15 protein-coding genes and 1 pseudogene are annotated in these 19,676 nt (G+C 73.2%); 6 read left to right on the top strand and 10 right to left on the bottom strand.

Annotated features, from left to right (window positions below; genetic code table 11):
• The first annotated feature begins 151 nt into the window (after positions 1-151).
• The 3 genes from glgX to treZ are packed head-to-tail and all read left to right on the top strand — an operon-like array spanning position 152 to position 6,730.
• Entirely contained in the window at positions 152-2,317 is a 2,166-nt protein-coding gene (gene glgX, locus ACZCAH_RS14915) for a glycogen debranching protein GlgX (RefSeq protein ID WP_464341835.1), read from the top strand.
• 43 nt (positions 2,318-2,360) lie between these two features.
• The gene (gene treY, locus ACZCAH_RS14920) at positions 2,361-4,949 is read left to right on the top strand and encodes a malto-oligosyltrehalose synthase (RefSeq protein WP_464341836.1); all 2,589 of its coding nucleotides are present in this window, start codon (positions 2,361-2,363) and stop codon (positions 4,947-4,949) included.
• A complete protein-coding gene (gene treZ, locus ACZCAH_RS14925; protein ID WP_464341837.1) occupies positions 4,946-6,730 on the top strand; it encodes a malto-oligosyltrehalose trehalohydrolase in 1,785 nt (594 codons plus the stop codon). The genes treY and treZ overlap by 4 nt, the downstream gene beginning before the upstream one ends.
• Positions 6,731-6,745: 15 nt before the next feature.
• Here the strand turns inward: treZ and ACZCAH_RS14930 are convergent, their stop codons facing one another.
• The 3 genes from ACZCAH_RS14930 to ACZCAH_RS14940 all read right to left on the bottom strand — a co-directional run bounded on the left by ACZCAH_RS14930 (position 6,746) and on the right by ACZCAH_RS14940 (position 10,066).
• Positions 6,746-7,486 (bottom strand): SDR family oxidoreductase, encoded by a 741-nt coding sequence (locus ACZCAH_RS14930; protein ID WP_464341838.1) that lies wholly within the window; start codon positions 7,484-7,486, stop codon positions 6,746-6,748.
• 78 nt (positions 7,487-7,564) lie between these two features.
• Complete coding sequence (zapE, locus tag ACZCAH_RS14935) at positions 7,565-8,650, bottom strand: cell division protein ZapE (RefSeq protein WP_464341839.1); 1,086 nt, start codon at positions 8,648-8,650, stop codon at positions 7,565-7,567.
• 60 nt (positions 8,651-8,710) lie between these two features.
• On the bottom strand, positions 8,711-10,066 hold the full coding sequence (locus tag ACZCAH_RS14940; protein ID WP_464341840.1) for an alpha/beta hydrolase family protein: 1,356 nt from the start codon (positions 10,064-10,066) through the stop codon (positions 8,711-8,713).
• Between the two features lie 106 nt (positions 10,067-10,172).
• On the opposite strand from ACZCAH_RS14940, the gene msrB reads away from it, so the two are divergent.
• From msrB to ACZCAH_RS14955, 3 genes are all read left to right on the top strand, one after another.
• On the top strand, positions 10,173-10,601 hold the full coding sequence (msrB, locus tag ACZCAH_RS14945; protein ID WP_329746904.1) for a peptide-methionine (R)-S-oxide reductase MsrB: 429 nt from the start codon (positions 10,173-10,175) through the stop codon (positions 10,599-10,601).
• Positions 10,602-10,690: 89 nt separating this feature from the next.
• Positions 10,691-11,311 (top strand): DUF3000 domain-containing protein, encoded by a 621-nt coding sequence (locus tag ACZCAH_RS14950; RefSeq protein WP_464341854.1) that lies wholly within the window; start codon positions 10,691-10,693, stop codon positions 11,309-11,311.
• Positions 11,308-12,528, top strand: coding sequence for an HRDC domain-containing protein (locus tag ACZCAH_RS14955; protein ID WP_464341841.1), 1,221 nt, complete (start codon positions 11,308-11,310; stop codon positions 12,526-12,528). The genes ACZCAH_RS14950 and ACZCAH_RS14955 overlap by 4 nt, the downstream gene beginning before the upstream one ends.
• A gap of 12 nt (positions 12,529-12,540) precedes the next feature.
• Here the strand turns inward: ACZCAH_RS14955 and ACZCAH_RS14960 are convergent, their stop codons facing one another.
• The 7 genes and pseudogenes from ACZCAH_RS14960 to ACZCAH_RS14990 form a co-directional block, all read right to left on the bottom strand.
• On the bottom strand, positions 12,541-13,173 hold the full coding sequence (locus ACZCAH_RS14960; RefSeq protein ID WP_464341842.1) for an NUDIX domain-containing protein: 633 nt from the start codon (positions 13,171-13,173) through the stop codon (positions 12,541-12,543).
• A 5-nt stretch (positions 13,174-13,178) separates the two neighbouring features.
• Entirely contained in the window at positions 13,179-14,987 is a 1,809-nt protein-coding gene (locus tag ACZCAH_RS14965) for a CTP synthase (RefSeq protein ID WP_464341843.1), read from the bottom strand.
• Positions 14,988-15,001: 14 nt separating this feature from the next.
• Entirely contained in the window at positions 15,002-15,622 is a 621-nt protein-coding gene (locus ACZCAH_RS14970; RefSeq protein WP_464341855.1) for a glycosyltransferase family 4 protein, read from the bottom strand.
• Between the two features lie 79 nt (positions 15,623-15,701).
• A pseudogene (locus tag ACZCAH_RS14975) lies at positions 15,702-16,082 on the bottom strand (glycosyltransferase); the annotation flags it as partial.
• Positions 16,079-17,830: a lipid II flippase MurJ gene (locus ACZCAH_RS14980; RefSeq protein WP_464341844.1), complete on the bottom strand. Its 1,752-nt coding sequence runs from the start codon at positions 17,828-17,830 to the stop codon at positions 16,079-16,081. The gene ACZCAH_RS14980 and the pseudogene ACZCAH_RS14975, both read right to left, overlap by 4 nt.
• Positions 17,827-18,642 (bottom strand): hypothetical protein, encoded by an 816-nt coding sequence (locus ACZCAH_RS14985; RefSeq protein WP_464341845.1) that lies wholly within the window; start codon positions 18,640-18,642, stop codon positions 17,827-17,829. The genes ACZCAH_RS14980 and ACZCAH_RS14985 overlap by 4 nt, the downstream gene beginning before the upstream one ends.
• Positions 18,643-18,647: 5 nt before the next feature.
• A complete protein-coding gene (locus ACZCAH_RS14990) occupies positions 18,648-19,676 on the bottom strand; it encodes a copper transporter (RefSeq protein WP_464341846.1) in 1,029 nt (342 codons plus the stop codon).

Below are 19,676 nucleotides of genomic sequence, written 5' to 3' on the forward strand. Positions count from 1 at the left end.
GCGCTTCCCTGACACGGAAGAGGTCACTGGTTCGATCCCAGTATCGCCCACCATCCGGCCCCGGATCCCTCACGGATCCGGGGCCGTCGTCGTTCCCGCACCGTGACCCGCGCCTGCTGGCCGAGGCCCTGCGTGCCAGTACTCTGAGCCCATGCAGATCTGGACCGGTCAGCCCTACCCGCTCGGCGCCACCTTCGATGGCTCCGGCACCAACTTCGCCCTGTTCTCGGAGGTCGCCGAGCGGGTCGAGCTGTGCCTGTTCGACACGGACGGGACCGAGACGAGGATCGAAATCACCGAGGTCGACGCCTTCGTGTGGCACGTCTACCTCCCCGCCGTGCAGCCCGGCCAGAAGTACGGCTACCGCGTGCACGGCCCCTTCGACCCCGCGAGCGGCCACCGCTGCGATCCCTCGAAGCTGCTGCTGGACCCGTACGCGAAGGCGATCGCGGGCATGGCCAGCAACCACCCCTCGCTGTACAGCTACGCGTTCGACAACCCGGAGTTGCGCAACAGCGACGACTCCGCCGAGCACACGATGCACTCCGTGGTGGTCTCGCCCTACTTCGACTGGGGCAACGACCATCCCCCGGCCCACCAGTACCACGACACCGTGATCTACGAGGCCCACGTCAAGGGCCTGACGATGCAGCACCCGGAGATCGACGAGTCGATCCGCGGCACCTACGTCGCGATGGGCCATCCGGCGATCATCCAGCACCTGAAGGACCTCGGGGTGACAGCGGTCGAGCTGATGCCGGTCCACCAGTTCGTGCAGGACGGCCACCTGGTGGAGAAGGGCCTGCGGAACTACTGGGGCTACAACACCATCGGCTTCTTCGCCCCGCACAACGAGTACTCGTACGCAGGGGACCTGGGCCAGCAGGTCCAGGAGTTCAAGCAGATGGTGAAGAACCTCCACGAGGCCGACATCGAGGTGATCCTCGACGTGGTCTACAACCACACCGCCGAGGGCAACCAGCTCGGCCCCACCCTCTGCTTCCGCGGCATCGACAACCGGGCGTACTACCGCCTCGTCGAGGACGACCAGGCGCACTACTACGACACCACCGGCACCGGGAACTCGCTGCTGATGCGCACTCCGCACGTGCTCCAGCTGATCATGGACTCGCTGCGCTACTGGGTCGCCGAGATGCACGTGGACGGATTCCGGTTCGACCTCGCCTCGACCCTCGCGCGCGAGCTGCATGAGGTGGACCGGCTCTCGGCCTTCTTCGACATCATCCAGCAGGATCCGGTCATCTCCCAGGTCAAGCTGATCGCCGAGCCGTGGGACCTCGGCGAGGGCGGCTACCAGGTGGGCGGCTTCCCGCCCCTGTGGTCGGAGTGGAACGGCCGCTACCGCGACACGGTCCGCGACTTCCACCGCTCCGAGCCGGGCAAGATCGGCGACTTCACCTCGCGTCTCGCGGGGAGCTCCGACCTGTACCAGCACACGGGCCGCACCCCGATCGCGTCCATCAACTTCGTCACCGCGCACGATGGCTTCACAATGCGCGACCTGGTCTCCTACAACGAGCGCCACAACGAGGCGAACCAGGAGGGCGGCAACGACGGCGAGAGCCACAACCGCTCCTGGAACTCGGGCGTCGAGGGCGAGACCGACGATCCGCAGATCCTCGCGCTGCGCAAGCGCCGCGCGAAGAACCTCATGGCCACCCTGCTGGTCAGCCAGGGCGTGCCGATGCTGCTGCACGGCGACGAGATGGGCCGCACCCAGCAGGGCAACAACAACACCTACTGCCAGGACGACGAGCTGGCCTGGGTCGACTGGGACCTCGACGCCCACCAGGAGGAGATGCTCTGGTTCACCCGGCACATGATCGCCCTGCGCCGCGAGCACCCGATCTTCCGCCGCCGCCGCTTCCTGCAGGGTGTGGTGCGCGACGACGCCGACTCGGTGCTGAAGGACGTGGACTGGCTGGGCACCGACGGCGAGCCGATGACCGACGAGGAATGGGGCGACGCGCAGAACAAGTGCCTGACCATGTTCCTCAACGGCTCCGCGATCCCTGAGCCCAACGGCCGCGGCGAACGGATCGAGGACGACTCGGCGCTGGTCATGTTCAACGCGTCCGGCAACGATGTCGACTTCGTGCTCCCGCCGGCGGAGTACGGGACGACCTGGGAGGTCGCCCTCGGCACGGGCGACACCATCGAGATGGGCACCACCCTGGAGGCGGGGCAGAGCGTCTCCCGGCCCAGCCATTCGCTGCTGATCCTCCTGCGGCCCCCGATGGCGGCCGACGAGGAGGCCGGCCAGGGCGAGGACCCCGGTCTCACGATCCGCGCCTGACCCCGTCGGCCCTGTCCCCCAGCGTTCCAGGAGAGCATCGATCGTGAGCACGGACCGTGAGCACCACCCCCGACCCTCGACGCGGGAGCGGGGCCCCGACCTGCGCGCCGGCCGCCCCGTCCCGAGCTCGACCTACCGCCTGCAGCTGCACGCCGGCTTCACGGCCGACGATGCGGCGGCTCTGGTCCCGTACCTGGCCCGGCTGGGCGTCGGCCACGTGTTCTGCTCCCCCGTCCTGCAGGCGGCGCCCGGCTCGATGCACGGCTACGACGTGGTCGACCACGGTCGGATCTCCACGGACATCGGCGGGGAGGAGGCACTGCGCCGCCTCGCAGCGGCCGCCCACGAGCACGGGATGGGCCTGATCGTGGACGTGGTCCCCAACCACATGGCGATCCCCACCCCGATCCACCACAACCACGCCCTGTGGTCGGTGCTCCGGGACGGGGCCGACTCCCCCTTCGCGTCCTGGTTCGACGTGGATCCGACGGCGGAGCGCTCGATCCTCATGCCGGTGCTGGGCCGACCGATCGGGGCCGTGCTCGCCGACGGCGAGATCACCGTCGCCACCGAGGAGATCCCGCAGGCCGACGGCTCGCTGCGCGAGGAGACGGTGCTGCGCTACTTCGACCACGTGCTGCCGGTCGCCACCGGCACCGAGCACCTGGGCCTCGCCGACCTGCTGGATCGGCAGTGGTACCGCCTCGCGTACTGGAAGGTCTCCGACGACGAGTTGAACTACCGCCGCTTCTTCGACGTGAACACCCTCGCCGCCGTGCGGGTCGAACTGCCGGAGGTCTTCACCGCGACCCATGCGACGCTGCTGCGGCTGCAGGGCGAGGGCGTGATCGACGGCTATCGCATCGATCATCCCGACGGGCTCGCCGATCCGCGCGGCTACCTGCGCGATCTCGACCGGGCGACGGACGGCGCCTGGACCGTGGTGGAGAAGATCCTCGAGGGCGAGGAGCGGCTGCCGGGCGACTTCCCGTGCGCGGGCACCACCGGGTACGACGCCCTGTGGCGGGTGGGCGGGCTGTTCCACGACCCGCACGGCGCCCCCGCGCTCACCCACCTCTGGCAGCGCCGCACCGGCGACCTGCGCCCCTTCGAGGAGGTCGCCCGCGAGGCGACGGATCTCGTGATCACCACGAGCCTGTGGGCGGAGATCGAGCGGCTCACCTCGCTCATCCACCGCATCTGCCAGGAGGACATCCGGCTGCGGGACACGACCCGACGACACATCCAGCGGGTGGTGATCGCGCTGCTCGGCGCGATGGACCGCTACCGTGCCTACATCGTCCCCGGCGAGCCCGCGCCCGGTGCCGAGCGGGCCGTGATCGAGGCCGCCGCCGAGCGGGCCCTGCTCGAGCTGGGCGAGGACGAGGACGTGCGCGGCACCCTCGAGACGGTCGTCGCCCTGGTCTGCGGGGACGAGGTGGGCAGCGCGGGCCGCCGCGCCGAGGCCGACAGGGCGGAGGTGGTGATCCGCTTCGCACAGACCTGCGGACCGGTCCATGCCAAGGCCCACGAGGACACCGCCTTCTACCGTTACCCGCGCTTCCTGCCCGTCACCGAGGTGGGCGCGGATCCGGAACGGATCGGGGTCGAGCCGGATGAGCTGCACGACCACGCCCTCGCGATGGTCCGCGAGCGGCCCGATGCGATGACCGCCCTCTCCACGCATGACACGAAGCGCAGCGAGGACGTGCGGGCGCGCCTCGCCGTGCTCACCGAGGCGCCCCGCGAGTGGTCGCTGCTGGTCCTCGATCTGGAGCGGGCTCTCGCCGGCGAGCGCGGCGACCGGGTGGACGGGGCGATCGGACTGCTGCTCGCCCAGACGCTCGCCGCCTGCTGGGACCTGCCGGGTTCGCGCGCCGCACGGATCGACGGCGAGCGTCTCGACGGCTATCTCACCAAGGCGATGCGGGAGGCGAAGACCCACACCACCTGGACCGAGCAGGACGAGGAGTACGAGCGGCAGGTGCTCGCCCTGGGGCGGGCCGCGCTCGCGAGCGACGAGGTCGACGCCCTGCTCGCGGAGTGGACGCGGCGCACGCTCCCCGCCCAGCGCGCCGCGATCCTGGGCCAGAAGCTCGTCCAGCTGACCATGCCCGGGGTGCCGGACGTCTATCAGGGCAACGAGACGGTCGACCTCTCCCTCGTCGACCCCGACAACCGTCGGCCGGTCGACCACCGCGCGCACGCCGAGCGGCTGGAGCGCATGCTCGCAGGCGCGGGGCCGGACGGGCTCGACGACGAGAAGCTGTGGCTGACCCATCGGGCGCTGCGCTTGCGCCGCGAGCGGCCGGAGCTGTTCCGCGGGCGGGACGCGGCGTATCTGCCGCTCGCGACCACGACCGGGCACGCGGTCGCGTTCGGCCGGGCCGTCGGCGACGGCCCCGTCGAGGCGGTCACCGTCGTCACCCGCCTCGCGCACGGCCTGGCCCAGCGCGGCGGCTGGGGCGAGGCCTGGATCTCGCTGCCCGAGGGCGAGTGGCAGGACCTCCTCTCGGGAACCGTCGTGGCGGGCGGGCGCACCCCGCTCGGCGCCCTGCTCGACACCTGGCCCGTCGCGCTGCTGGTGCGCACGGAGGCGGGGGCGTCGATCGAGGGCGGGACCCGCGCATGAGCGCCGGCAGCCTCTCCGTGGACCGTTCCCGCTATGCCGTCTGGGCTCCTGCCGCCGCGCGCGTCGAGGTGCGCGTCGACGGCGCGGTCCATCCGATGACCCCGTCGGTGGACGGCTGGTTCGAGCTGCCGGGCGTCCCCGCGGTGCCCGGAGCCCGCTACTCCTTCCGGCTCGACGGCGGCGAGCTGTGGCTGCCGGACCCGCGGTCCCTGTCCCAGCCCGACGGGGTGCACGGGGAGAGCGAGGTCGTCGATCCGTCCGCGCTGCGCCCCGCCGACGGGTGGGAGGGACGCTCCCTGCGCGGCGCCGTGCTGTACGAGCTGCACGTGGGCACCTTCGCGCCCGGGCCGGACGGTGCCTCCGGCACCCTGGACTCCGCGATCGAGCGGCTCGACGAGCTGGTGGACCTCGGCGTCGACGCGGTCGAGCTGATGCCGCTGGCGACCTTCCCCGGGGATCGCGGCTGGGGGTACGACGGGGTGGGGCTGTACGCGGTCCACGCCGCCTACGGGGGCCCCGCGGCCCTCGCGCGCTTCGTCGCGGCGGCGCACTCCCGCGGACTCGCCGTCGTGCTCGACGTGGTCCACAACCACCTCGGCCCCTCCGGGAACTACCTGGGGATGTTCGGCCCCTACTTCACGCCCCTGCACCTCACGCCCTGGGGCGAGGCGGTCAACCTCGACCAGCCGGGCGCCGCCGAGGTGCGGGCGTTCCTGCTGGGAAGCGCCCGCCAGTGGCTCGTCGATCTCGGTCTCGACGGGCTCCGCCTCGACGCCGTGCACGAGCTGCACGACGACTCGCCGCGGCATCTGCTGGCCGAGCTGTCGGATGCGGTCCGGGACTGGGAGGCGGAGACGGGGCGTCCGCTCACGCTGATCGCCGAGTCGGATCGCAACCAGCCCGCGACCGTCACCCCCACCGCGGCCGGCGGCCTCGGCATGGACATGCAGTGGGCCGACGACGTCCACCACGGCGTGCACGCCTGGATCTCCGGCGAGCGCGCCGGCTACTACGCCGACTTCGGGGACGCCGAGGTGCTGCGCACGGTGCTGACGGGGATGTTCCTGCACGCCGGCACCTGGTCGAGCTTCCGGGAGCAGGTGTGGGGCGCCCCGGTGGATCCGTCGTCCCCGCACTACGACGGCCACTCCTTCGTGGTGTTCCTCCAGGACCACGACCAGGTGGGCAATCGGGCGGCCGGAGATCGCCTCCACCATCGCCTCTCCCCCGAGCAGCATGCGGCGGCCGCCGCGCTGGTCCTGCTCGGTCCCGGCACGCCGATGCTGTTCCAGGGCGAGGAGTGGGCGGCTTCGACGCCCTTCGCCTTCTTCACCGATCACGACGCGGAGCTGGGCCCTCTGGTGAGCGCGGGCCGGGCGGAGGAGTTCGCCGCGATGGGCTGGAGCGAACAGGTGCCCGATCCGCAGGACCGCGACACCTTCGTCGCCTCGCAGCTGCGGTGGCAGGAGCGGGACCGCGGCGATCACGCCCGGATCCTGGACTGGTACCGCACGCTCCTCTCCCTGCGCCGGGCGGAGGACGATCTGGGCAGCGGAGATCTGCGCCGCACCGCGGTCGAGGTGCTCTCGGAGTCCGCGGTGCTGCTGCGCCGCGGCGGGATCGGGGTCCTCGCCCATCGCGGGCCGGGCCCGCTCCGTCTCGCCCCGGAGCAGGGCGCCGGGGAGCTGCTCGCCCGGTACGGCGATGTCCACCACGGAGCCGACGGCGGGATCGAGCTGCTGGGCGCCGGGGCGGCCGTGCTCCGGCTCACCGAGCGCTGAGGGCGCGGCGAGGCGTCAGCGGGCCAGGTAGCCGCCGTCGACCGGGAGCACCGCCCCGTGCAGGTAGTCCGCGGCGGAGCTGGCGAGGAAGAGGACCATCCCGACGAGGTCCGCGGGATCGCCCCAGCGCCCGGCGGGGATGCGGCCGAGGATCTCGCGGTTGCGATCCTCGTCCTCGCGGAGCCCGGTGTTGATCTCGGTGGCGATGTAGCCGGGTGCGATGGCGTTGACGCCCACGCCGCGACCGGCCCAGTCGTTGGCGACGGACCGCGTGAACTGGGCGACCGCGCCCTTCGAGGCGGAGTAGGCGGCGTTCTGCACCCCGCCGAAGAAGGACATCATCGAGGCGATGTTGACGATGCGTCCGCCGCCCCGGGTGAGCATCGGCCGGCCGAAGGCCTGGGTGAGGTGCACGAGCGCCTCGAGGTTCACGGCCATGACCTCGGAGAACTCCTCGAGAGGGAAGTCCTCGAAGGAGTGCCGCCGGGTGATACCCGCGTTGTTGACCAGCAGGCTCACCTCGTGGTCGGCGAGCACCTGCACGATCGCGGACTCCCGGGCGACGGGATCGGCGAGGTCGACGGAGAGGGGGTGGTGCCCCTCGCCGAGGCTGTCGGTGCCCCGTTGGAGGCCGATCACCTCGGCGCCGCTCGCGAGCAGCCCCTCGGTGACGGCCCGGCCGATGCCGCGGGTGGAGCCGGTGACGACGGCGGTCGTCCCCGAGAGATCGACGTGGAGAGTGCCGGGGGTGCTCATGTGGGGCGACCTCCTGGTTGCGGGGGTGGGTCAGTGGTCGGCGGGGGTCCCCGGCCGAGAGCTCAGCCGGCGGAGATCTCAGTCGGCGGAGCGCTCCGCCGTCCCCACCATCGCCGCGCCGTCCCGGGCGAGGGAGGCGAGCCGGGAAAGGGCGCGGAAGTACTTCTTGCGATAGCCGCTGCGCAGCAGGTCGGCGGAGAACAGGTCCTCGACCACGGCCGGCTCGCTCTCGTGACCGGCTCCTCCCCCGACGCCCTGGGCGGAGAGGAGCACCGGCACCTCGCGGTCGTAGAGCCGATCCACGAGCACCACGAAGCGGAGCGCGTCGTGGTGGTGGGAGAGTCCGTGCACGTCCGTGACGTGGGCGGCGGCGACCTCGTCGATGAGGGCGCCGTAGCGCGAGGGGTGCACCGTCACCAGGTGGGCGAGGAGCTCGTCGAAACCGTCCAGGGTCGCCCCGTCGAGCGATCCGGCATGGCCCTCGACCACGGTCAGCGGCAGGGCGGCGATCTCCCGCACGCCGTCGCGCCGGCGGTAGTCCTCGCCGTCGATCCGGAGCACCTCGAAACGCTCGGCCATCGCCTGGATCTCCCGCAGGAAGTCCTGGGCGGCGAAGCGACCCTCACCGAGGGCATCGGGCAGGGTGTTGGAGGTCGCGGCGACCGCGACGCCCCGATCGGACAGCTCCCGGATGAGACGCGTCATCAGCAGGGTGTCGCCCGGGTCGTCGAGCTCGAACTCGTCGATGCACACCAGCACCGAGTCGCCCAGCAGGTCCACGGCGCGCTGGAACCCCAGGGCGCCGACGAGATCGGTGTACTCCACGAAGGTCCCGTACACGCGCTGTCCCTCGACCGCGTGGAAGAGCGAGGTGAGCAGATGGGTCTTGCCCACCCCGAAACCGCCGTCGAGGTAGAGGCCGCGGGCGCGGGCCGGGGCGCTGCGGCGGCGGAGCAGCGCGCGCAGGCCGCCGCCGGGGTCCCGGCGGCCGAGGGACGCGGCGAAGGCGGAGACCAGCTGCTTCGCCTGCTCCTGGGAGGGATGCGCCGGATCCGGCACGTAGTTGTCCAGGCGCGCCTCGGAGAAGCGGGGCGGTGGCACGAGATCCGCGAGGAGCCGCTCGAGGGTGGGTTCGGGGCGGCGGGCGCGGAGCGAGTCGGTCACGCGGGCCAGTGTAGGGCGGGTGCGGGCGCTTCCCGTCCCCCGCTCAGATCCTCGAGCCGTTCAGATCCTCAGCCCGATCGACTCCTCGCCGGGCGGGGAGGCGGGATCGCGCACCGGGTAGGTGAGCGCTGCGGGGTCCTCGTCGAGGCCGAGCACATCGATGAGGTAGCCGGCGAGGAGCCGCTCGTAGCGCACCGGGTCGCGGTTCCACTCCCGGGTGTGGGAGGCCCCCTCGAAGGGCACGAAGGTCACGAGATCCGGCCGGAGGGCGGCGAGTTCCCGGCTCGGAGCGGGGGGAACGGTCGCGTCGTCGAGGGCGTGGAGGAGCAGGGTGCGGTGATCGAGATGGTCGCGGTAGTAGGCGGGCGTCATCTCGTCCAGCGCGAGCGGCTCGTGCAGCCGCACCAGGCGGGCCCCGATCTGCGAGGTCATCATCCACATGGCGAGGCGGCGCATGGGCCGAGGGGCCTTCAGGGCGGTCGCGTGGTAGACGAGGATGTCCTGCCAGTCCACGGCCGGCGAGTCCAGGACGAGGCCCGCGATCCGGTCGCGGTGTGCGGTGCGGACCGAGGTGCGCAGGGCGATGCCCCCGCCCATGGACCAGCCCACGAGCACGAGGCGCCGGGCGCCGTGGGCCAGCGCGTGCTCGATCGCCGCCTCGGCGTCCTCCCACTCGGCGGCGCCGAGATGGTGCATGCGGTCGGCGGAGGCGGGCGCTCCGGTGTCGTTGCGGTAGGTGATGGAGAGGGAGGTCAGTCCCAGGCGATGCAGCAGCGGGATAATCCGCAGCGCCTCGCCGCGGGTCGAGCCGTGGCCGTGGATGAGGATCGCCCAGGTGTCCGCCCGGCCCGCGGCGGCGCCGTCGGCGGGGTCCGGGTCGACGCGCCACGCGGGCATCTGACCGACCGGGGAGTCGATCATGACCTCCTCCGTCGGCAGGCCGTGCGCGGTCTGCGGGGTGCCGGCCCAGAAGAAGCCGTTGACCGCGGCCTTCTCCACCGTGAGCGGATCGACGGTGTCCACGGCGAGGAGGGGCCGGGCGATGGTGGTGGGCGTCGGGCGACCGGTGACCTCGCCGAGCCGCACGTGCACTGTCCCGCCGGACTGGCGCAGCGCGAGCAGTCCGGCCCGGCTGGACTCCTTGGTGGCGTCGAGGTGGACCCGGTCGCCGTGCACCGCGCGCACGGCCAGATCGGGACGGTGCCGCAGTCCCTGCTGGGGCACGAGCGGGAGCCGGGCCATCACGCGCGCCCCGAGGGCGAGGAGGCCTGCGCTGAGCGTGAACGTGCCGAGCGCCCCCGCCGCGCCGAGCACCGCGACGTCGGACCATCGTCCCTGGCTGCCGCGCTCCCGCAGCATGCGGAGCGGGGCGACCGAGCGGCGTCCGGGGGGCGCGGTGCGTGACCGATGCGTCATGCCGCGCATCCTATCGACGACTACGATCGAGACTGTGAGCGCCCCGACGGTCCGGCCGCGGGCGCGTCGACCAGCGCGGCGCCCGCGCCGCAGAACGGAGTGCGCGATGTCCACCGAGCCCATCGGATCCCGTCCCTACACCGTCGCCCTGAGCGAGGAGGAATGGCGCCGTCGCCTCGACCCCGCCTCGTACCAGGTGCTGCGCGAGGGCGGCACGGAGCGTCCGGGCACCGGGGAGTACGAGGAGGTGCGCGCCGCGGGCACCTACGCATGCAAGGCCTGCGGAGCAGAGCTCTTCACCGCCGAGACCCAGTTCGACGCGCACTGCGGCTGGCCCGCCTTCTACGCGCCGACGGACAGCGACGCGGTCGAGCTCCTCGAGGACACCTCCCTCGGCATGCGCCGCGTCGAGGTGCGCTGCGCGCGCTGCGGCTCCCACCTCGGGCACGTCTTCGAGGGCGAGGGCTTCCCCACCCCGACCGACCAGCGCTACTGCATCAACTCGATCAGCCTGGTCCACAGCGACGACGCCTGAGGCCGGCCGCCCGTCGCCAGGCGCTCCCCGCCCCGGCGGCGCGCCTGCCGGACGCGCCCCGGCACCGCCGCTAATCTCCCGGTGTGTCCGTGCATCGCTTCCGTCCGGGTGACGAGCTCTTCCAGAGTTCCATCGACGCCATGACCAGTGCTCCGCTGCGGCCCGAGCTGGTCTGGCGGACGATCCCCGCGCCCTCCCGCATGGCGCCCTCGACGTGGGCCTGCACCGCCGAGATCATCGTCCACGACGAGGAGCTCGCCTCGGGCCGCCTCGTGATCCTCCACGACCCCGAGGGGCAGGAGGCCTGGGACGGCACCTTCCGGATGGTGGCCCTCGTCCAGGCCCAGCTCGAGCCAGAATTCGCGATCGAGTCCATGCTCGGCGACGTCGCCTGGTCCTGGGTGACCGAGTCCCTCGAGCTGCACGACGCGGACGCCCGCGAGCTCGGCTGCACCGCGACCCGCGTGGTTTCCCAGTCCTACGGTGCGCTCGCCTCCCGCGCCTCGACGGTCGACGTCGAGATGCGGATCTCCTGGACCCCCGAGGTCGCCGAGGGGGCCGAGGTCCCGGAGCTCGGCCCGCACTTCGCCGCCTGGACGGCGATGCTCGCGGCCGCCGGCGGCCTGCCGCCCGCCCCGCCGCGGGTCTCCTCACTGGTCCCCTCGCATCGTGCGCGCGCCCCGCGGCCGAGCGGTGAGGAGGGACGATGACCGTCCCCGATGCCCGTCCCGTGACCGCGCTCAAGGCGCCCCGCGACGGACTGGTCCCGGTGATCGACCGGATCCAGCCGCTCCTGGCCTGGTGCGAGGCGGCGGCGACCGCCCCCGTGGAGGCCGTCGCGGTCGATGCCGAGCGCGCCTCGAGCTATCGGTACAGCAACCGGGCCTATCTCATCCAGCTGCGCACCGAGGCGGCGGGCACGGCCCTCATCGACCCCCTCGCGTTCACGATGCCGGGCACGCTGCGGGACCTGCTCGCGGAGCGGGAGTGGGTGCTGCACGCGGCGGACCAGGACCTCCCGAGCCTCGCCGAGCTCGGCCTGCGCCCCGCCGCCCTGTTCGACACCGAGCTCGCGGCCCGGTTGCTGGGCATGGACCGGGTGGGCCTGGGCGCGGTCGTCGAGGAGACCCTCGGGCTGCACCTGGCCAAGGAGCACTCGGCGGCCGACTGGTCCCGCCGACCGCTGCCCGAGGGCTGGCTCACCTACGCCGCCCTCGACGTGGAGGTGCTCGTCGAGGTCCGCGACCTTCTCGCCGACCGGCTCGCGGAGGCCGGGAAGGACGAGTGGGCGCGCCAGGAGTTCGAGTACGAGCGGACCCGTGAGCTGTCCGCCCCACGCTCGGCCAGCTGGCGCGGACTGCACGGCCTCGGCGGTCTGCGCACTGCGCGACAACTCGCCGCGGCCCGGGAGATGTGGAGCCGCCGCGATGCCCTCGCGAGCGAGCAGGACCTCTCCCCCCACCGGATCCTCCGCGACAAGGACCTCGTCGCCGCCGCGAAGGAGGCCCCGCGCGGTCGCGAGGCCTTCGAGCGAGCGCTGCCCTCGCGGACGCCGAAGAAGGACCAGTGGTGGCAGGTCGCGCGGACCGGCATCGACCTCCCTCCGGCACACCTCCCCGAGCGCACCGAGCGCTCCTATCCCCCGCCGCACAAGCTGTGGTCGAAGAAGCATCCGGAGGTGTGGGACCGCTATCAGGCCGTGCGCACCGCCATCAGCGACCGCGCGGAGGATCTCGAGCTGCCCACCGAGAACCTGCTGCAGCCCGCGCTGCTGCGGCACTGGGTGTGGGAGCATGCGACCTCGCCCGGGGAGGCGTCGATCGTCGAGGAGCTCCTGGCGCTCGGCGCTCGGCCCTGGCAGGCCGAGCAGACCGCCCCCGTGCTCGCCCGCGCGCTCGAGGAGTACGTCCCGCCCGCGGCGGACTGAGCCGGGCGCGGCTCAGGCGTGGCCGGGTCGCTCCGGGAAGGGCGCGTCGGCGGCGCGCAGCGTCGGGGCCTGGGCACCGAGCGTCCGATGGGCGTGCAGCGCGAGCAGTGCGGCGAGCGCGGTGCCGTTGGTGAGTTCCCCGCGCAGCGCCGCGGCGACCGCCTCGTCGAGCGGCACCCAGGCGATCTCGATCTCGGCCTCCTCGTCGGTGCGCCGGTAGCCGTCGTCCCCGGTCAGCTCCGTCACCTCCGTCGCGAGGTAGACGCGGATGACCTCGTCGGATCCGCCGGGGCTGGGCCGCAGATCGAGGAGGGTCTCGAGGCGGCCGGCGCGATGTCCGGTCTCCTCCGCGAGCTCGCGCAGCGCCCCCAGGTGCGCGCCCTCGCCGGCGACATCGAGGAGTCCCGCCGGGATCTCCCAGAGCTGGTGGGCGACGGGGTGGCGGTACTGCCGGATCAGCAGCACGCGATCCTCCGCGTCGACCGCGAGCACCGCGACGGCGCCGGTGTGGTGGACGTACTCGCGATCGAACCGCACCCCGGGCGCGAAATCGACGGTGTCGCGCACGATGTCCCACACCATGCCGTGGTGCACGGTGCGCCGCTCGGCGACGGGGCGCGGGGCGGGCCGGTCGGCGAGGCTCATCGGGCTCAGGCCTCGTCGGTCGCGATCGGCTGCTCGCCGGCGGCGCTCTCCGCCGCGGCCGGATCGGGCTCGACCTCGAGCAGGCGCGTCGCCTTCTGCAGCTCGAGCGCCGCTCCGATCAGCCCGGCGAACAGCGGATGCGCCCTGGTGGGGCGGGACTTCAGTTCGGGGTGCGCCTGGGTGCCGATGTAGTACGGGTGCACCGCCGGGTCCAGCTCCACGAACTCCACGAGCGAGTGGTCGGCGGAGAGGTCGGAGACGCCGGAGACCCGCAGTCCCGCGTCCTCGAGCTGCTCGCGGTAGGCGTTGTTGACCTCGTAACGGTGGCGGTGGCGCTCCGCGACCTCGGTGCTGCCGTAGACGGTCGCCGCGAGGGAGCCCTCGATCAGGGTGTGGTCGTAGGAGCCGAGGCGCATCGTGCCGCCCAAGTCCCCGGCGCCGGCGACGATGTCCTGCTGCTCGGCCATGGTGGCGATGACCGGGTGCGCGGTCTCCGGCTCGAACTCGGTCGAGTGGGCGCCGGCGAGGCCGAGCTCGGTGCGCGCGTACTCGATGACCATCGACTGCATGCCGAGGCACAGGCCGAGAGCGGGGATGCCGTGGGTGCGGGCGTGGCGCAGGGCGCCGACCTTGCCGTCCACGCCGCGGATCCCGAAGCCGCCGGGAACGACGAGCGCGTCGACGTCCCGCAGCTGCTGGCGCGCGCCCTCGGGCGTGGCGCACAGATCCGACTCGACCCAGCGGATGGAGACCTTCGCCGCGTGGTGGAAGCCGCCCGCGCGCAGCGCCTCGGTCACCGAGAGGTAGGCGTCGGGAAGGTCGATGTACTTGCCGACCAGTGCGACCGTGACCTCGTAGGACGGGTGCTGGACGCGCTGCAGGAGCGAGTCCCACTGGGTCCAGTCCACGTCGTGGCTGAGCAGGTCGAGTCGGCGGATCGCGTAGGCGTCGAGCCCCTCCCCGTGGAGCACGAGCGGGATCTCGTAGATCGACGGAGCATCGGCGCAGGTCACGACCGCGTCGATGTCGACATCGCACATGGAGGAGATCTTCGCCTTGACCGAGGCGGGCAGCTGACGGTCCGCGCGCAGCACGATCGCATCGGGCTGGATGCCGATCGAGCGCAGCGCGGCGACGGAGTGCTGGGTGGGCTTGGTCTTCAGCTCCTGGGACGGGCCGATGAAGGGCACCAGCGAGACGTGGACGAAGAAGACGTTGTCGCGACCGACGTCCTGACGCACCTGGCGCGCCGCCTCGAGGAAGGGCTGGGACTCGATGTCGCCGACGGTGCCGCCGATCTCGGTGATGATGACATCGACGTCATCCCCGGCCTGGGAGCGCATCGACTCCTTGATGGCGTTGGTGATGTGCGGGATGACCTGCACGGTGTCGCCGAGGTACTCGCCGCGGCGCTCCTTGGCGATGACGTTGGAGTACACCTGGCCGGTGGTGACGTTCGCGTTGGCGGAGAGGTTCTCGTCGAGGAAGCGCTCGTAATGGCCGATGTCGAGATCGGTCTCCGCGCCGTCCTCGGTGACGAACACCTCGCCGTGCTGGAAGGGGTTCATCGTGCCCGGGTCCACGTTGAGGTACGGGTCGAGCTTCTGCATCGTCACGCGCAGGCCGCGGCTCTTGAGGAGCATTCCCAGCGAGGAGGCGGTGAGGCCCTTGCCGAGGCTGGAGACCACGCCGCCGGTGACGAAGATGTGCTTCGTGACGCCGGGATTCCGGAAGGGCTTCGCGGAGGAGGACTGTCCGATCCGCGGAAGGGGGCCGGTGCTGGTCTGGGGGGTGTTCGCGCTGGTGTCTGCCACGGATTGTCAACCTATCATCGGGGCCCGGCGAGGGCCAGGACATCGGTCAGCTGGTCGATCATGTCACCTGCGGAGGGCAGCTCGTCGGCACGACGTCGCGACGCCTCCTCGGCGCGTCGCCGCGCGGCGGGGTCGGTGTGGGCGGTGATCGCCGCGGCGAGCGCCGGGGCGTCGCCGACGGGCACCAGGTGCGCGGCCTCGCCCGTGACCCAGCGTGTGCCCCCGGCATCGGTCGCGACGATGGCGCGGCCCGCCCGCAGGGCCTCCTGCAGCGCGACCGGCTGACCCTCCCAGCGCGCGGCGGAGACCACGAGGTCGCAGCCCGCGAGCAGCGCGGCGCACGTCCCCGCGCCGGCCCAGGAGCCGCACGGGCAGCCGCTCCCGGTCGATCCGTGCGGCGAGTTCACCGTGCAGCGGCCCGTCGCCCGCGACGGCGATCCCCACGGGCGGCTCCGCGGGCAGCAGGACGGCGGCGTCGAGGAGGTCCCCGAGGCCCTTCTGCGTGGCGAGTCGAGCGATGACCAGGACTCGCAGGGCGTCCTCCGCGGGCCAGGCGCTGTCGTCGGCCGCTTCCGCCGGGTGTCCGGTCGCCGCGTCGGGCACGCCCTCTCCCCCGGGGTCCCCTCCGGCCGCATCGCGCGGCGTCCGCTCCGGGGCGGGGACGACCGCGCGGCGCACGTCCCGGGCGCCGGCCCGACGGGCCGCCTGCTCGAGATCCGGGGACACCGCGAGGACCGTCCGGGACCCCCGCGCGGCGACCTGCAGCAGTGCGCGGCCGAGGAGTCGCACCGAGGACGAGCCGACGGGGAGGTTGTGCAGGGTGAGGACCAGGTCGATCCCGGTGCCCGCGAGGGCGAGGGCGGTGAGGGCACCCGCTCGCAGGCCGTGGGCGTGGACCACCACGGGGGCCGCCTCGCGGGCGCTGCGCCGCAAGGTCCGCAGGGTCCGCAGATCCGCCAGGGGGGCGGGTCGCTCCTGGATGCGCACCGGCGCCTCGGCCACCTCGTGGCCCGACTCCCGCAGCAGCGCCAGCTCCTGGTCCACATGGGCGGCGAGTCCGCCGCTGGCCCGCGGCCGCACCAGCAGGATCCTCACCGGGCCTCCTCCGCCGGCGGAGCCGGAGCGCCCGGGCCGGAATCGACCGCGTCGTTCCCGCTCTCGCGGGTCCTGGCGCGTCGCCCCCGGCTCCGATCGCGCAGAGTGTGCAGCAGCGAGGGATCGGCGGCGAGCATGACGCCCGCGGCGAGGAGCGCGCCGAGGACGCCGGCGGCGATGCCCACGAGCACCGCGACGGTCTCCCCCGACTCCGTGGTCACCAGCCGGCGGGCGAGCAGCAGCCCGGGCACCCCGCCGATCAGCACCGCGAGCGGCGTGAGCACGATCGTCCGGCGGACTCGTGCGAGGTCCCCGGCCTGCTCGAGGATGTCCCAGATCCGGCTCAGGCCCACGAGCGCCGCGATCGCCATTCCCACAGCGATCGAGAGTCCGAAGGCGGTCGAGGCCTCGGCGGCGGAACGCCCGGGGCTGGTGAGGACGGCGAGCGCCAGCAGCACCCCGGCGATCACCCAGCCGATGGATCCGACCAGGAGGGCGTCCCGCGCCCGCAGCGCGGCCGACAGCACGCGGGTGCAGTGGGTCGCGACGGCGAAGCCGGGCAGGCCGAGGGCGAGCGCAGCCGCGGTCGAGCCGACCCCGGCCGCCCCCGCGCGGTCGATGAGGCGGAAGAACTGCTCGAGGGCCGGGCCGGCGGCGAACAGAGCCGCGGCGCCGATCGCCGCGACGGCCATGACGATGCGCGCGGAGCCGGAGACGGCGCGGGAGAAGGCGCCGTGGTCACCGACCAGGCGCATCTCCGCCAGATGCGGGAAGACCGAGGTGACCAGCGGGACGACGAGGACCGCGTAGGGCAACAGGTAGAGCGCCTGCGCGTACTGGAAGACGGGCAGCGTGCCGGTGCCGCCGGCGCGCATGGCGAGGACCATGATCAGGGCGAGCACGAGCTGCTGCGCGCCCACCGCACCGATGCCCGCGCCGCCGAGGGCCAGCGCGCGACGGCCGTCGCCACCGGTCATCCGCAGGGCGGGCCGGAGCCGCAGACCGGAGCGCAGCGAGGCGATCACCACGGGCAGGGCCATCGTGGCGACCCCGGCGGTGGTGCCCCAGCCCAGCCAGGCCAGCGCGCCCTCCCCGATCGTCGAGGCGGTCGCGACGGAGGGGACCATCCAGGCGTACACGCGATACGCGAGCATGACCACGAGCGAGGAGATCAGCGGCATCGCCGCGGGCCACAGGAAGCGCTTGCGCGCCTGGAGGTAGGCGCCGAGCACCACGGCGATCCCGTAGAGCGGCAGCTGGACCGCGAAGATCCGCAGCAGGACGGTGCCCACGTGCACCCCGGCGGTCCCGTCGGCCGTTCCCAGCAGCAGCGCGGCGAGCGGCGCGGCGAGCGCGATCACCGCGGCGGCGAGCAGCGTGGTGCCGAGCAGCGTCCAGGTCAGCAGCACGGAGACGATGCGGTCGGCACGCCGCCGCCCGTCCTCGTCCGCGGTCCCGTCCGCGGACTCGGCTTCGGTCCCGTCTGCGCTCGCGGCCCGGCGCCCCTCGGGGACGAGGCCGGCGATGAGCGGCACCGCGACCGCCGCCAGCGCGCCCCCGGCGACCACCTCGAAGAGCACATTGGGCAGCAGGTTCGCGGTCGCGTAGGCGGTGCCGACGTCGCCTGCGCCGACGCTCGCCCCGAACACCAGGTACCGCGCGAAGCCCGCGAGGCGGGCGATCACGGTGACGACGAGGATGATGCTCGCCCCGCGCAGCACGGCGCGGCCGAAGGACCTCTCGCTCATCGCTCGGCCTCCTCGGGGGCACGCCGCCCCAGCCGGTCCACGGCGCGCAGGACCGGGGTGGACTCGATGACGGCGGAGAAGCTCACCCGCTCGCTCGCGAGGGTCAGCGCCGTGATCCCGCCGAGCAGCACGAGCCGCGCCGGGACCGGGAGGACCCGTGTCGCGGCGAGACCGACGGCGGCGCCGAGCGCATTGGCGCCCGCGTCGCCGAGCATGCCGCGCTCGCGGAGGTCGACGGGCAGGGCGAGGGCCGCGGGCACCGCTGCGGCGACCGCCAGCCGACGTCCGCTCGGGTCCTCGCCCGGCGGCAGGATCGCGAGAGCCGTCGCGGCGGGCAGCACGACCTTGAGCGCCCTCCCGGGACGGAGGTCCAGCAGGTTGGCGAGGTTCGCGGCGCCGGCGACGAGCGCCACATCGGCGAGCGCGAGCCCGGCCCCGCGGACGCTCACCCGCCCGGATCGGCTACGGTCCGCAGCGCCGGCGGTCGCGAGGACGGCGAGCGCGGGGATCCCCAGGGCCTTGAGCGCTCCCGTGGTGACCCGCCCGTGGCGCAGCGCCCCGAAGTGACCGCGCAGGCCCTTGGAGACCGGTCGTCCCTGCGCACGATGGTGCGGTTCGAGCAGGTCGTCGAGCAGCCCGAGGGCTCCGATGCCGACGAGCACCGCCGCGTCCCGGGCTCCGCCCGTCCGCCCGGACCCGGCGAGCAGACCGGTGCCGAGCACGACTGCGGCGCCCTCGGCGAGGGTCACGGTGCGACCGGCGAAGTTCTTGCGCTCGAGCTCGCTCCGACAGGTCGCGAGCAGGGACGTCACGCGGCTCATCCGTTGCCCCCGTCGGAGGGCGCGGAGCCTTCGCCCTCGGAGTCGGCAGGTGCCGTCGGAGCGGGCAGCGGGGGGACCCGCTCGGCGGCGTCGGCCGTGGTGCCGTAGGCGCCCGCTCCCCCGCGCACCTGCTCGATGAGGGCGAGCACGCTGAGGATCGGCCCGTCGGCCTCCTGCAGCCGGTCGGTGGTCGAGAGCTGATCGAAGCCGGCGTCGCCGCGGACGGTGCGCAGGATCCCGGTCGAGGAGTCGTTCCCCGGCGTGGCGGCCGAGACGACGGCGGGCACGGAGGTGGCGGCGAGCGAGGTCAGCACGGCGGTCTGGGCGGAGAGCAGGTTCTGGGCCCGTGCGGCGGCGAGGTCCTCCGCCTCGCCCTCGAGCACGAAGGTCTCGGGAGCGGCGCTCGCGTAGACCACCGCCTCGACCACACCGGGCGTCCCGTCCGTGAGCGCGATCAGCTGATGGTCCACGAGCACCTGCCACACCTGGGTGCGGAGCTCCTGGGTCAGCTCGCCGGAGGGATCCTCGGCGAGCAGGGCCGGCACGATCGCGGCGAGCTGTGCGGGACCCTCCAGCTCGGCGTCGAGCAGGGCGGGGGCGATCGAGCGGATCTCGTCGACGGCCTCGGCGCGCCGCTGCTCCTGCGCGGGGTCCCACAGGTCCGAGCGCAGGCGGATCTCCACGACGGCGGAGGCCCCGGCTTCCTCGAGGAGGGAGGTGACCTGCTCGGTCGCCGTGCGCGTCGAGTCGCCGTCCGTCAGCAACGCCACCGACTGCCCCGGGAGGGTGTCGGCCACCAGCTCGGGACCGGACTCGCTGACGTACGAGGCGAGCTGATCGTTGCGGGTCTGCAGCTCGTCGGCCTCGGTGCGCAGCTGCTCCTGCTCCCCGCGCAGCTGCTCGACCTGCTCGGCGAGCTGGGTGCCGAGGTTGTCGCCGAGCGGTCCTGCGCCGAGCACGATGCCCACGGCGAGCGCCAGGAAGACGGAGATCAGCGACACCAGGTGGTAGCGGAAATCGATCAC

The organism is Brachybacterium sp. B718/18, from assembly GCF_055454375.1.